Annotated in this window: 11 protein-coding genes; 8 read left to right on the top strand and 3 right to left on the bottom strand. The window is 51.9% G+C overall.

What is annotated here, in order from left to right; all coding sequences use genetic code 11:
* Positions 1-52: 52 nt before the first annotated feature.
* Positions 53-661 (top strand): LysE/ArgO family amino acid transporter, encoded by a 609-nt coding sequence (locus tag F4V51_RS26645; protein WP_153980203.1) that lies wholly within the window; start codon positions 53-55, stop codon positions 659-661.
* 109 nt (positions 662-770) lie between these two features.
* Here F4V51_RS26645 and F4V51_RS29430 read toward each other — a convergent pair whose 3' ends face one another.
* The 3 genes from F4V51_RS29430 to F4V51_RS26630 all read right to left on the bottom strand — a co-directional run bounded on the left by F4V51_RS29430 (position 771) and on the right by F4V51_RS26630 (position 5,279).
* On the bottom strand, positions 771-1,607 hold the full coding sequence (locus F4V51_RS29430; protein WP_153980202.1) for a methyl-accepting chemotaxis protein: 837 nt from the start codon (positions 1,605-1,607) through the stop codon (positions 771-773).
* Between the two features lie 320 nt (positions 1,608-1,927).
* Positions 1,928-2,929, bottom strand: coding sequence for a GTP 3',8-cyclase MoaA (gene moaA, locus F4V51_RS26635; protein ID WP_095291142.1), 1,002 nt, complete (start codon positions 2,927-2,929; stop codon positions 1,928-1,930).
* A 127-nt stretch (positions 2,930-3,056) separates the two neighbouring features.
* Positions 3,057-5,279 carry a methyl-accepting chemotaxis protein gene (locus tag F4V51_RS26630; protein ID WP_153980201.1) on the bottom strand — a complete coding sequence of 741 codons (2,223 nt, stop codon included), beginning with the start codon at positions 5,277-5,279 and terminating at the stop codon, positions 3,057-3,059.
* Between the two features lie 578 nt (positions 5,280-5,857).
* Here F4V51_RS26630 and F4V51_RS26625 point away from each other — a divergent pair.
* The 7 genes from F4V51_RS26625 (at position 5,858) to F4V51_RS26595 (ending at position 13,266) form a co-directional block, all read left to right on the top strand.
* Positions 5,858-6,673 (top strand): ABC transporter ATP-binding protein, encoded by an 816-nt coding sequence (locus tag F4V51_RS26625; protein ID WP_323131792.1) that lies wholly within the window; start codon positions 5,858-5,860, stop codon positions 6,671-6,673.
* Positions 6,654-7,466, top strand: a complete 813-nt coding sequence (locus F4V51_RS26620) for an ABC transporter permease (protein WP_153980200.1) — start codon at positions 6,654-6,656, stop codon at positions 7,464-7,466. Before F4V51_RS26625 ends, F4V51_RS26620 begins: the two co-directional genes overlap by 20 nt.
* Positions 7,463-8,398, top strand: coding sequence for an ABC transporter permease (locus F4V51_RS26615; protein ID WP_236146648.1), 936 nt, complete (start codon positions 7,463-7,465; stop codon positions 8,396-8,398). The genes F4V51_RS26620 and F4V51_RS26615 overlap by 4 nt, the downstream gene beginning before the upstream one ends.
* Positions 8,399-8,478: 80 nt before the next feature.
* Entirely contained in the window at positions 8,479-9,540 is a 1,062-nt protein-coding gene (locus F4V51_RS26610) for an ABC transporter substrate-binding protein (RefSeq protein ID WP_153980199.1), read from the top strand.
* A 22-nt stretch (positions 9,541-9,562) separates the two neighbouring features.
* Positions 9,563-10,936, top strand: coding sequence for an aspartate aminotransferase family protein (locus F4V51_RS26605; protein WP_153980198.1), 1,374 nt, complete (start codon positions 9,563-9,565; stop codon positions 10,934-10,936).
* A gap of 75 nt (positions 10,937-11,011) precedes the next feature.
* On the top strand, positions 11,012-12,292 hold the full coding sequence (locus F4V51_RS26600) for a M20 family metallo-hydrolase (RefSeq protein WP_153980197.1): 1,281 nt from the start codon (positions 11,012-11,014) through the stop codon (positions 12,290-12,292).
* Between the two features lie 92 nt (positions 12,293-12,384).
* On the top strand, positions 12,385-13,266 hold the full coding sequence (locus F4V51_RS26595; RefSeq protein WP_153980196.1) for a nitrilase-related carbon-nitrogen hydrolase: 882 nt from the start codon (positions 12,385-12,387) through the stop codon (positions 13,264-13,266).
* Positions 13,267-13,309: the final 43 nt, after the last annotated feature.

Raw genomic sequence — 13,309 nt, 5'->3', positions numbered from 1 at the left:
ACACGGAAAGTCATCCCCTCTACTATAGAGACATATACAAGGGGGATGAACAATGAGTGTAATTATTCACGCCGTGGTACTGGCGTTTGGTCTGATCCTGCCACTTGGCGTGCAGAACGTGTTTATTTTTAACCAGGGGATGAGCCAGCGAAGTTTACTGCGTGCACTTCCGGCAGTAGTGACTGCTGGTATTAGCGATACATTATTGATTGGAGCTGCGGTCGGAGGAGTGTCCCTCATTTTGCTGCAGTGGCCTCTGCTCTCCGGTGTGCTGTATGCAGGCGGCAGTGCGTTTCTGCTGTATATGGCATGGAGCATATGGAAGTCATCCGGAACCGTGAGTGGGTCAGCATCCGCGATGGGTGCAGGACGGCAGATTGCCTTCGCCGCTTCCGTATCCCTGCTTAATCCGCATGCACTGCTGGATACGGTAGCTGTCATTGGCACCAGCTCACTTGAGTATGAAGGGATGGACCGGATTGCTTTTGCCATCACGGCAGCGGCAGTTTCGTGGGTATGGTTCCTTGGACTCGCAAGTGCTGGAAGGTGGATGGGCAGAACAGATACCACTGGACGGATCAGTCGGGTCTTCAACCGGTTATCGGCAGTGGTGATGATCGTGATGGCGGCCATGATGCTGTGGAAACTAATTCGTATGTAATGTTCCGGGAATTTTTGCTTAGAAAAACCCCGCACGGTCTCGTGCGGGGTACATTGTGTTACAAGCTGAGCTGCAGCCAGTCGTAACATCCGGTCATGCTTGTGTATCGTTATTCTGTCTTCAGAATCATGGATTGAATAAAGGACTTCAGTTCCTCACTCACATTGTTCAACTGGTCAATAACCTCGCTAAATTCCGTGACGAGTTCAGCCTGCTGCGTGCTGGACTGGGAGATGGATGCGATCTCCTGCTCCATCTGACGGATGGAATGCTGAACGTCATGAAGGGACCGTTCGATATTCACGGTAGCTTCCTTCGTTCCGGTGGACAGCTTGCGCACTTCGGAGGCCACTACACCGAACCCTGCGCCCGCTTCACCCGCTCGTGCCGCTTCAATAGCCGCGTTGAGGCCGAGTAAATTGGTTTGTTCAGAGACTTCCCGGATAAATGAGGCCACTTTATTAACTTCCGCTGCATTTTGAACGGCGACCTTGGTATTGTCCAGAATTTGCGAAGAGGAGGCAGTCAGCTCTTCGGATTGGGCCGCTACAGTTTGGACCATGTCTGTCAGCCTGCCGCTAATGCTGCTGATTAATTCGGTGAAATGTCCAAGCTGCTCTTCATTTTTGAGGGAGAAACCAATGGCCAGGGTACCCACAATGTTTCCCGCTTCATCGCGCAGAGGCGTAGCTGTGGAATTAAGGGCTGTTCCGTAATGCTGTGCTTCAATATGATTGGCAGAAGTCTCACCGTTAATGAGGGCACGGCGTAATGTCGGATCCTCAAGTGAAATGGGGTCACCTGCCTTAATGCCGAGGTCAAGATCTTCACTTGGTGCATAATACCAGAATTTCTCGGTGTCGGTTACAGCAATCATCAGATTTTGTCCCTTAAGCATGATTTTGAAATATGGACTTGCTGCGACCATGGCTTCAACAATGTTCATCCAGTCAGCTCCTAAGTGCGGTATATTTGTTTGATTTTTTCTTTGACTATACATCGTCCAGATCAATGAGATTATGAAGACCTAGAGAGAAATATATATTCAGTTTTTCTTATTGTAACAATTTCAGTAGCAGAAAGGAAAAAGGAAGTCCTATTTTATAGAGTCATCGTCTTAGGATTTCATGAAAAAAAGCCGCAAAGGATATCTCCTTCGCAGCTTCATAACAAGCTAGTATTGGTAGCACAACGTTGGTTGAGCTCACTTACCATTCACAGAATTCCTTCATTTGTTCGAACCGATTATACGGTTCAAAAGAAGACCTACCCGCCGATCTGGGACATGCGCCGTACGGTTGGGGTATGGCTTTGCATTTTTTGCTCAAGCGCCAGTGCCATTTCATGGTTCTTTGGCTTCGTGCCAAGTGCCTTGAGGAAGAGGGCAGCCATTGCATCCGGATCATCAACATAGCGGCGAACATTGTACTCATCCGACCAGTACAGACAGGCCTTGATGTGTCCGTCTGCCGTCAGGCGCAGCCGGTTGCAATTATCACAGAAGTGATCGCTAACCGGGTGAATCAGTCCGAAGGTTCCCTGTGAACCAGCAATCTTCATGTTGCGGGAAGGACCATTGCCTGCCGGTCCGGATGTGCTCTCTACGGTCCAGCCGGCTTCCGCACATACATCGGTGACGGTTTCCAGCGGGAGATACGATTTGCGCCATGAATCCGAAGCATGTCCGATTGGCATGTATTCGATAAAACGCACATGCAGCGGTTGATCGATCGTCATCGCTATGAAATCCTTGATTTCGTCATCATTGATGCCTTTCATCAGAACCACATTCAGCTTGATTGGCGCAAGTCCGGCAGCCGTTGCAGCTTCAATTCCCTTGAGCACTTTGTTGACGTCTCCTCCGCGGGTAATCATGGAGAATCGGTCCGCATGAAGGGAATCGAGACTGATATTAATCCGGTTTAACCCAGCGTCTTTCAGTGCCTGGGCCTGTTTATCCAGCAGGAGCGCATTGGTTGTCAGCGCAATATCCTCAATCCCGTCGATGGCCGAGATCATGCCAACAAGTTTATGCAGATCCTTGCGTACCAGAGGTTCACCGCCAGTCAGGCGAACTTTGCGCATGCCCATCGGGGCGAGCACCTTGAGCACCTGGGTGATTTCCTCGTAGCTCATAATTTCATCATGCGGGGCGAACTCCATGCCTTCGGCTGGCATGCAGTACACACAACGCAAATTACAGCGGTCCGTAACGGAAATACGGATGTAGTCATGGATCCTGCCAAACGAATCCTGGAGCATTTCCATGCAGACCACCCTTTCATTGATTCAGATTGGAAAGCTTCTATAAAATGAACGATACGACAATGTCGAAATTCAAAAGAACAGTTGCATCAAATTTTAGCTATTTCTCCAATCCACGTCAACGATAACGTCAGGTGGCAGCAATTTTTTCGGGATGAGTCAGCTGGAATTGACCCACGATTTGCTGCAGAAATACCGTGATGGCTTCCACATTATGCGAAGACTGTTGAACATGCATCATGTCACTGAGCAGTGCCATCATCTCGGTCTCCACCTCTGCGGACGTGGAGCGGTTTTTATGACTGATGGCAGCGATATTTTCCATAAGTCTAACGACCTGATCCACGACCTGTGTCCTTTGCGAATCTTCGGCAGACGCACTTTGCAGCAGTTGTGCAGCTGCTTGAACCAGTGTGCTGCCTTCAGCCAGTACCTGATCTCCCTCATGAATGGAGCGGGCAGCGGTATCGGCTGCGGTAGTGATATTGTTCAGAATCTGATGGATGTCCTCGGTAGAGGAACGGGACAGCTCGGCCAGCTTGCGAATCTCCCCGGCAACGACAGCGAAACCGCGGCCATGTTCTCCGACACGTGCTGCTTCAATGGATGCATTCAGCGCAAGCAGGTTCGTTTGAGCGGATATCTCATCAATGGCTGCCAGTGCACGGTAAATGTCCTGCATGGTCTCCATAAAGGAAAGAATTGTACGGTTGGTATCCTTGACGGTGCCCGAGATCTGCGTCATTTTGCCGCCAATGCGCTCCACTTCCTGACGAGCAACATCAATCTGTTCTGTGGCCGAGGCCTCCAGCTGCTGCAGGGTAAGACGCATATGATCGGCAGCCAGCTTGGCTTGATCGAGATCCTCCAGCTGTTCACGTATGCCGTGGATCATGGATCCGATCTTATGATTGACACGTTCGGTCGTAACTTGGGTCGTTTCGGTGGAAGTGCGCATCTGATACTGGTTGTTCATTACATCCACGGTGGCAACCTGAACCTTGAGCATGATGCCCTCGAGCGAGTCAATCATGTTATTAATCCATTTTGCAAGTTCACCGGATTCATCCTGTGCAAAAGCGGATGTATCGAGCCGCTGGGTCAGATCGCCCTGACCCTCCGCGTTAATCCGTATAAACCGGCTGATGCGCCGCAAGTCCTCGTGCACACGTTGATGATGTCTCCGCTGCAGCTGATCTGCTGTGACCAAACCCAGAATGATATTAAACGCCGCCAGAGCTGCTGCACTCCATGCACTTCCTGATAAGGCATATACGAGGGCAGCTCCCCCAATGCCTGATAAACCGATAAACAGGCTGTGCAGCTTGAACTGACGCCAGCCGATACTGCGTACCCGGTATACTTCCTCCAGATCACCTTCGCACATCATGCCCCATCGATCGGGACAGTGGGGAAGCTGGAAGGTGATGCCTTTGCCAATAACCGAGATGTGACGGTAATCGGAATAGCCTGGATAGGCTGCAAACAGATTTGACCCGTTACGAATGGTATTAGCAACGCCGGGATGCAGCTCCCCAGTGGAAGGGTCGGTGAACATCAACTCCAGTTCGGTATGCTCTTTGACGGATACAATCCCCCAATTGGTGGTGACACCATCCTTGAGATTTTCGCCATGTGTAAATGTATGATCCTCAAATCGGCTGCGAGACAGAGCAGTTCCTGGCTGCAGATGCGGGCGCAGTTTCGACTCGGCCATGAAGAGATAATTATCTCCCGAATCGGGATAGACATGTCCGGACTCCCGTTGGATCAAGTCCCCGAGCACATCATTGGGGATTCGGCAGCACAGTGAACCGATGTAGCGTCCTTCCTGCAGCATGGGTTCAATGAACATGAGCGTGACATCATCGTGAAAAGAGGAGGAGCGAGGCCCGATCTCCAAGGTCACTGGGTCCGAATAGGGACCATAGAGACATCTTTTCCCGGCCGCATCTGCTCTGGTATATTTCAAGCCTGGTCCAATGGAAGCTTCGTTAACTTCATAGATCTGTCCAATATGTTTTTTATATGTAGAAAATACAACCTGATTCTGTTCGTCCAACATAAAAATCTCTGTGCTATCTGCTGCCCGGATGTACGCTGCTTTGAAGCATGCATCCCATTTGCTGCTATTTTGTACGATCTGTGCTGTGTCCAGAAGTCCCGCTGACTGGATCTGATGCACGAATTGATCCATATGACGCCACTGTTCGTTTGCCCAATCCAGTAAAAGCTGCCGCCTGGTTTCGGCAATTCCTTCAAAAATCTGCTCCACATCATTCTTGATATGTGCGTTCAACCGGTACGACCGCCATAACGGCCACCCTTTTTTCCAGCCAAGCCAATCAAACATACAGACCACTCCGATCTTTGAAGTTGAAAGCCTTATTTACCAAAGCCCTTTCCTGATAAACGATATGGATTCTGTCATTTCTAAAAGTAGGGCATTCCTATCTTTTCCATATAAAACGTTATACAAGAAAAACGACAAGAATACGAGGGTATATGTCAAATTTTCCGAATATTTATTCAATAAATACAAAGAAACATGCGCTTTTTAAGAAGGACAGGCATGCGAAGGACCTATATTATAGGTCTTATTGTACTGGAATCCGTACCCAGTTCGATATACATGCACGAATTAGCCGGCTATATTGAACTTTGAAATACAGGCAATATATGCATATCGAATAACGTGGTGTCAGATAAACCATCCATGGGCTGACATCGTTCCGAATGAGAATTTTTCTCATTTTACACTGTGTAACATGAACAGGCCCATACTCAAAACAGTCTGTATAATGTAATCTCCGCCCAATGATTTATAGTATTACCTAACCAGAAAAACCTGTTACGTTCGTGAACGCAAACCTTCCATTCGGCCTTGGTGTGAAATGAAACCTAACTTCCCCCGCGAAAAGGAGAATGCCTATGTCATCCATGAACGTCCCCGAAAATCGCCACATTGAAATTGATCATGTATCCGTCGTTTTTGGTACTGGAACCAAACAGGTCACCGCACTGTCTGATGTGTCGTTCCATATCCAATCCAATGAATTCGTCTCGCTGCTTGGTCCCTCAGGCTGCGGCAAGTCGACATTGCTCAGGATCATCGCCGATCTGCTGCAGCCGACTTCGGGCAGCGTCCGCATTGCAGGTTCGGAACCTGAAAAGGCGCGCCTGCAGCGACAATTCGGTATCGTATTCCAGACGCCAGCCCTGTTTGATTGGCGCACGGTACGTCACAATGTAGAGCTGCCGCTGGAGATCCTGGGCACAAGCAAAAAAGAATGCCGCCGCATCAGTAGTGAACTGCTTGAGATGGTCGGGCTCACGCGATTTGCTGACCACTATCCCTGGCAGCTCAGTGGAGGCATGCAGCAGCGGGTATCCATTGCCCGTGCGCTCTCGTTGGATCCGCCGCTGCTGTTGATGGATGAGCCGTTCTCTGCGCTGGATGAATTCACGAAAGAGAAGCTTCAACTGGAACTGCTTGAGATCAAGCGGTTCACGGGCAAAACCTTCCTCTTTGTCACGCATAGTATCCCCGAAGCCGTATTCCTGTCAGATCGCATTATTGTCCTCTCGGCACATCCCGGGCAAGTACATTCCATTCACTCTGTGGCGCTGCCTTTGGATCGAACCAATGAACTGAGAGAGACCGAAGACTTCTACCACATGCTGACGACCATTCGCAATTGTTTTCATGAGGAGCGTGATCCGGGCCATGTCCCTGCGCTCACTTAAACTGGATTACCGATCCTGGATCGTGATCTGGATTTTATCGCTATTGCTGCTGTGGGAGGGTATAGCTTGGATTCTCCACATGTGGATGTCACCGCAGCAGGCTGCATCTCGCCTGCCTTACCTTCATGATGTTCTCGCCGCACTGGTTCGCTACTCGGGCACTCTCGCTGAGCAGGGGGCAGTGACGTTTGGCAATGCAGCGATTGGATTCGCGGGAGGAGCAGTACTGGGGCTGATGCTGGCGCTTCTAATGAGTGCGGCCGTCTGGCTGGAACGGACATTGTCTCCCTATGTTATCTCCTCGCAGATGATCCCAATTATCGGTCTCGCACCGATTGTATACGGCATTATTCATCATGCCGAGTGGGCCAGGATCGTCATGGCGGCTTATGTTACATTTTTCCCCATTGTCATTCACACGCTAAAAGGGTTAAAGAGCGCCGCACCGGAGCATCTGGAGCTGATGCGTTCGTGCGGAGCCTCGCTGACGGCCAGATATATCAAATGCCTGCTGCCTTCAGCTCTGCCAGGACTGTTCTCCGGCATGAAAATCGCTGCCCCGCTAGCGGTCACTTCTTCCATCGTCGTTGAACTGATGGGTGCACCCGATGGACTCGGTGTCCTGATGGTCAGTTCCTTGTATTATGGCAGTGCTCAAGTCGGCATGTTCTGGGCTACGATTATGCTTAGCATCGGCATTGGTCTAATCTCGTATCTGGTCATCAGCCTGGCCGAACGGTGGTTAACGCCTTGGCAGCCCGAATTCAGAGCGAAGGGAGGGAACGCGGTATGAGCGAAGGGGTAATGGTGAACCGCAGCCGGGAGGAGAATGGAACAGCTGCTGTGTCCGGCTCTGCGTCTTTGCCCGGTTCAGCTATGGCTGCTTCTGTCCCCGACTCGGAAATTCAGGGGCAGCAGGGACAAGCAGAACAGGAACGGCCAGTCGGTACTGCGCGGAGTAAACGGGTCGTTCTGCATTTGCTCCCCTGGCTGGCCGGCCTATGTTTTCTCGCCATGTGGCAGTTCCGGTTGTTTCATCAATTATTCTCACTGGAAAGTTACCAGCTTCCTGTACCTTCAGCCATTGCAGCATCCATCCGGGATAACGCGGAAATGCTCTTCCGATATGCTCTATATAGTGGAACGGAAATGCTGGGTGGTTTCCTGCTGGGTTCCCTTCTGGGGGCTGTCGCAGCCGCAGGTGCTTCGTTCTTCCCGATCAGCGGCAAGGCAGGGATCGCGGTGATGTCGGCTCTTAACGCAGTGCCGATTGTTGCACTGGCGCCCATCATGAACAACTGGTTTGGGGACGGCATCTGGTCACGGATTGCCGTAGTGGCCGTCATTACGATGGCTGCCATGGCAGTCAGTCTGTTCAAAGGGCTTACTTCCATACAGCCGCAGTACGGTGAATTGCTGGACGGACTCGCTGCAAGCCGTATGCAGGTGTTCTTGAAGTTGCGTTTGCCACACGCCTTGCCGTCCCTCTTTGCCGGACTGAAGATCAACATGTCCACCAGTATTATCGGTGCCATTGTGGGTGAATTTTTTATCGCTTCCCAAGGTCTTGGATATCTGCTGTCGGATCAGATTCGGCTCGCCAACATGCCACTTGCCTGGTCTTGTATCGTCATTGCTGCCGCTCTCGGCATCGTGCTCTATGAAGCCGTTGTACTGGCGGAGAAGCGGCTCATTCCATGGAACCGTGAGCGCACTAACGTATAACCCTCACCATCGTGCGGGAATACCACAGATCCGCTGCAGTACCTGATTGAATTCTTATATAAACAGGGGGTTGTTTGTATATGTACAAAACGTTGAAATCGGGTTTGATGGTCGTTGTGCTGATGCTCGCGGTTGCCTTGCTGGCCGCATGTTCCGCGAAGACGGAGCCGTCTGCCGAACCTGCTGCTGCAAGTTCAGGAGGAGACGCAGAACAGTCCTTAACGAAAGTGAAAATTCAGCTTAAATGGGTTCCGCAGGCCCAGTTCGCCGGAATTTATGCCGCGAAGGAACAAGGTTTTTTTGAAGATGAAGGCATTGATGCAGAGATTATTCCGGGTGGCCCGGATATCGTCATTGAACAGCAGGTGGTGAACGGCGCAGCCGATGTCGGCATCACGGGGGTAGACAGTCTGCTGGTGAGCCGTGACAACGGTCTGCCGCTGGTCTCCCTTGCCCAGATTTCACAGAAGAGCAGCTATCGCCTGATCGCCAAGAAGTCAGCAGGAATAACTGATCCGGCCCAGATGAAAGGCAAAAAGGTAAGCACATGGTTCGGCAGCCAGCAGTTCCAGGTCCTCGCTTTTATGGAGAAGAACGGACTTGATCCGAAGAAGGATATTGAGCTGGTGAAGCAGGGGTTTACGATGGATCAGTTTTTCAATGACCAGGTGGATGTCGCGACAGCAACCATATATAACGAATATCACGTTGTGCTGGAGAGCGGCGTACAGGAGTCCGATCTGGATGTGTTCAACATTGAGGAAGCGGGCGTAGGCATGCTGGAAGATACATTGATCGCGAAGAAGGACTGGGTCGATGGCAACCGCGATCTTGCCGTTAAAGTCACCCGTGCCATTCTAAAAGGCTGGAACTATGCCATTGACAACCAGGAGGAAACCGTGGATATCGTCATGAGCAACGTGACCGACGGCAGTACGACCCGTGAACATCAGGTTACGATGCTGGAGGAGATTGCGAAGCTGATTCGTCCGGAAGGATTTACGGAGCAGCAGGTGGGCAGCTTTGTGGATGAATCGTTTGCTCGTACAGCAGATATTGCACTGAATTATGGATTGATCAAGAAGGCAGCCAATCTGGATGAAGCGCTGGAGAAGAGCATTTACGAAGAAGCGGTGAAATAAGGCAGTCGAAGGAGGATGGCAAATGAGCTCCGTGGATCAGCAACCTCAGCCGCTTGGCGGTACCAAGGAAGAATGGCTGGAGAAAGACCGCAAATATGTGTGGCATCACATCTCACCTCATAATGATCATCCAATGATTGCGGTCAGCGGGGAAGGCAGCTGGATCACGGATCAGGATGGAACGCGGTATCTGGATGCCATGTCCGGGTTATGGTGCGTGAATGTGGGGCATGGACGGGAGGAGATTGCAAAGAGTGCATATGAGCAGATGAAAGCACTCGCTTATGTGCCGATGACCCAGAGCCATGAGCCGGCGATTTTGCTGGCAGAGAAGCTGAATGAATGGCTGGAGGGGGACTATCGAATCTTTTTCTCCAATTCGGGATCGGATGCCAATGAGGTGGCGTTCAAAATAGCCCGTCAGTTTCATCACCAGAATGGTGAGCCAACCAGACACAAGTTCATCTCCCGTCACCGGGCTTATCATGGCAACTCCATGGGTGCACTCGGTGCCACCGGGCAAGCTGCCCGCAAGATCAAGTATGAGCCGCTGGGTGTGGGTTTCTCCCATGTCCCACCCCCGTATTGCTACCGCTGTCCGTTTGGACGGAACAAGGAGGGGTGCGGACTCGAATGTGCAACCATCTATGAGGAGGTCATTCGCTGGGAAGGCCCCGAGACTGTTGCTGCGGTGATTATGGAACCGGTGATTACGGGGGGCGGCATGATTGTCCCGCCTCCGGACTACATGCGTACAGTGAAGGAAATCTGTGAGCGTTATGGTGTACTGCTGATCGTGGATGAAGTGATCTGCGGGTTCGGTCGTTCGGGACAGAAGTTCGGACACCAGAATTACGGGGTGCAGCCGGATATCGTCACTATGGCCAAGGGGATGACCAGCGCGTACTCTCCATTATCGGCTACAGCCGTGCGAGCGGAGCTGTATGATACGTTCCGGGAACCCGGACCGGATGCTCACTTTCGCCATGTGAACACCTTCGGCGGGAATCCGGTCTCCTGCCGGGTAGCACTGGCCAACATCGAAATTCTGGAGCGTGAAAATCTGGTGGAGCGTGCGGATGAACTGGGGCGAGTCCTTCGTGAGAAGCTGGAGCCGCTGCAGGAGCTGCCTGTGGTCGGAGATGTTCGAATGTTTGGCTTCGCCTGCGGCATCGAGCTTATAGAGGCGGACGGCTCTCCAGCTGATGCAGGGAAGGTGGCACACGTGCTGGCCAGTTGTAAGAGAGACGGCATTCTTATCGGTAAGAACGGGGACACGGTACCCGGTTTCGCCAACATTTTGACGATATCACCGCCCTTTGTCACCACGGAGGATGAGCTGGAGCTGATCGCGGAAAGTTTGCTTAAGGCACTGCGGAGTGTGGAGGCAGGATAGTGGCTGGATAGATAATTCCAGGAATGACTCTTGTATAACTCGTTTGAAAAATAAACCACGTGGAGGCGAGGCAAGATGCAGACCACAACCGGAATAGGCATTAACCATCTTCGGCTGAATGAACGAATTGAACAATTGTCCCGTATTGGACGAATCGGAGAGACGGGCGTTTGCCGGCTTGCCCTCACCCCTGAAGATATGGAAGGCATTATCCAGGTGCGTCTCTGGATGGAAGAAGCCGGACTGGTGACCCGTCTGGATCCATTCGGGAATCTGATTGGCCGCCTGGAAGGTACTGATCCTGCGCAGCCCATCTTGATGATTGGCTCGCATATTGATTCACAGCCTTATGGCGGTCGGTATGATGGTGCCATTGGTGTCCTGGGGGGCCTGGAAGCTGTGCAGTGCCTAATGGAGAGTGGCCTTCAGCCTCCGATGCCAATTGAGGTCGTAGCTTTTTGCGATGAAGAGGGTTCCCGATTTAACAAAGGCTTGTTCGGCTCCCGGGGAATGACCGGGCAGTTGGAAGATGGAGAACTGGAGCGGCAGGACAGGAACGGGGTGACTCGCCGGGAGGCGCTGGAAGCCTTCGGATGCTCGGTAGAGAAATTTGCTGAAGGAGTCTATGCACCTAATTCCATCGGCAGCTATCTGGAGCTGCACATCGAACAGGGCCCTGTGCTGGAATCGCTGGATGCCCCGGTGGGACTGGTCACGGGTATCTCCGGTCCATTATGGCTAACGATTACGATCAAGGGCATGGCAGGGCATGCCGGTTCGGTACCGATGGCCATGCGTCATGATGCGCTCGTTGGCAGTGCCAGAGTCATTGCAGCGTTTGACGACATGGTTAGAGCAGATCCGGCTGCCCCCACGGTTGGTACGGTGGGCAGTCTGAGGGTGTTCCCCGACTCGCGCAACATCATCCCTGAAGAAGTCAGCTTCACCTTGGACTTGCGCGATATGGAGATGGATCGCCGCAACCAGCTTGAAGCCCGGCTGATGAATGTGCTTGCTGAAGTATGCAGTCAGCATGGGCTTACCTATTCCGTGGCTGAAGATACCAATAGTGAACCGCGCTACTGTGCGGAACGAATCAAGGCAGCTATTCGCTCGTCTGCAGCGGAGATGGACTTGTCCTTGCCGGAGCTCATGAGTGGTCCATTCCATGATGCACTGGCGCTATCTTATGCGTGCGACTATGGCATGATTTTTGTCCGCAGCAAGGATGGGATCAGCCATCATCCGAGTGAGTATTCCTTCCCGGAGGACATTGCGCTGGGAACGGAGGTATTATACCGCACGATTCGGCAGATATGCGGGCAGCTGCCTGCTGACGATGAATCGGAGGGCTGATTCACCTTTTCTGATATGAAAAAGGAACCGATGAACGATCGAATTCATCTCTAATACATCCTAATCTGGGTAGAAGGAGGCGTTACTGGCGTATGGGGAAAATCAATATAGGCCTGATTCAGGCTTCGCATGAAGTGGAAGGATCGGCACCGGTTGAAGAGCACAAGGAGGCTGCCATTCAGAAGCATATCACCCTGGTCCGTGAGGCTGCAGCACGAGGAGCGCAGATTATCGGACTGCAGGAGGTCTTCTATGGACCCTACTTTTGCACCGAACAAAATCCCAAATGGTACGCATCTGCCGAACCGGTGCCGGAGGGACCGACAACCAGGCGTTTTCAGGCGCTTGCGAAGGAACTTGGCGTTGTGTTCATTTTGCCTGTGTACGAGGTAGAGGGCATTGCATCGTATTACAATACGGCTGCCGTCATTGATGCCGATGGCTCTTATCTTGGCAAGTACCGCAAGCACCATATCCCGCATGTGGAAGCAGGCGAGGGCACGAACGGCTTCTGGGAAAAGTACTATTTCAGGCCCGGGAATCTGGGATACCCGGTATTTGATACGGCTTACGCCAGATTAGGCGTGTACATCTGCTACGATCGGCACTTTCCGGAAGGAGCCCGACTGCTCGGACTCGCCGGAGCGGAGATTGTGTTTAATCCGTCAGCTACGGTGGCGGGTACATCGGAATATCTGTGGAAATTGGAACAGCCTGCCCACGCCGTTGCCAACGGCTATTACGTGGCTGCCATTAACCGGGTAGGCGTGGAGGCGCCTTGGAATATGGGGGAATTTTATGGTCAGTCGTATCTGGTGGACCCGCGCGGACGAATGGTTGCCATGGGCAGCAGGGATCAGGATGAGATCGTCATCGGCGAGATGGATACCGAAATCATTCGTGAAGTGCGCAATGTGTGGCAATTCTACCGGGATCGGCGCCCTGAGACGTATGAGCATCTGGTTAACCTGTAACTGGCATTTGAAGGGTTGTATTCAAAAAAGAACCCGGACCCTA

It is taken from the genome of Paenibacillus xylanilyticus (assembly GCF_009664365.1).
GTDB classification, from domain to species: Bacteria; Bacillota; Bacilli; order Paenibacillales; family Paenibacillaceae; genus Paenibacillus; species Paenibacillus xylanilyticus_A.
Note: the sequence above shows the minus strand (reverse complement) of the source record. Positions and strands in the feature narration are given on the sequence as shown.

What these genes read in the sequence shown, in the direction of transcription:
- F4V51_RS26615 (WP_236146648.1), top strand. Translation starts at nt 7,463, where the DNA reads ATGAGCGAAGGGGTAATGGTGAACCGCAGCCGGGAGGAGAATGGAACA.
- F4V51_RS26605 (WP_153980198.1), top strand. Translation starts at nt 9,563, where the DNA reads ATGAGCTCCGTGGATCAGCAACCTCAGCCGCTTGGCGGTACCAAGGAA.
- F4V51_RS26610 (WP_153980199.1), top strand. Translation starts at nt 8,479, where the DNA reads ATGTACAAAACGTTGAAATCGGGTTTGATGGTCGTTGTGCTGATGCTC.
- F4V51_RS26620 (WP_153980200.1), top strand. Translation starts at nt 6,654, where the DNA reads ATGTCCCTGCGCTCACTTAAACTGGATTACCGATCCTGGATCGTGATC.
- F4V51_RS26645 (WP_153980203.1), top strand. Translation starts at nt 53, where the DNA reads ATGAGTGTAATTATTCACGCCGTGGTACTGGCGTTTGGTCTGATCCTG.
- F4V51_RS29430 (WP_153980202.1), bottom strand. Translation starts at nt 1,607, where the DNA reads ATGAACATTGTTGAAGCCATGGTCGCAGCAAGTCCATATTTCAAAATC.
- moaA (WP_095291142.1), bottom strand. Translation starts at nt 2,929, where the DNA reads ATGGAAATGCTCCAGGATTCGTTTGGCAGGATCCATGACTACATCCGT.
- F4V51_RS26600 (WP_153980197.1), top strand. Translation starts at nt 11,012, where the DNA reads ATGCAGACCACAACCGGAATAGGCATTAACCATCTTCGGCTGAATGAA.
- F4V51_RS26595 (WP_153980196.1), top strand. Translation starts at nt 12,385, where the DNA reads ATGGGGAAAATCAATATAGGCCTGATTCAGGCTTCGCATGAAGTGGAA.
- F4V51_RS26630 (WP_153980201.1), bottom strand. Translation starts at nt 5,279, where the DNA reads ATGTTTGATTGGCTTGGCTGGAAAAAAGGGTGGCCGTTATGGCGGTCG.
- F4V51_RS26625 (WP_323131792.1), top strand. Translation starts at nt 5,858, where the DNA reads ATGTCATCCATGAACGTCCCCGAAAATCGCCACATTGAAATTGATCAT.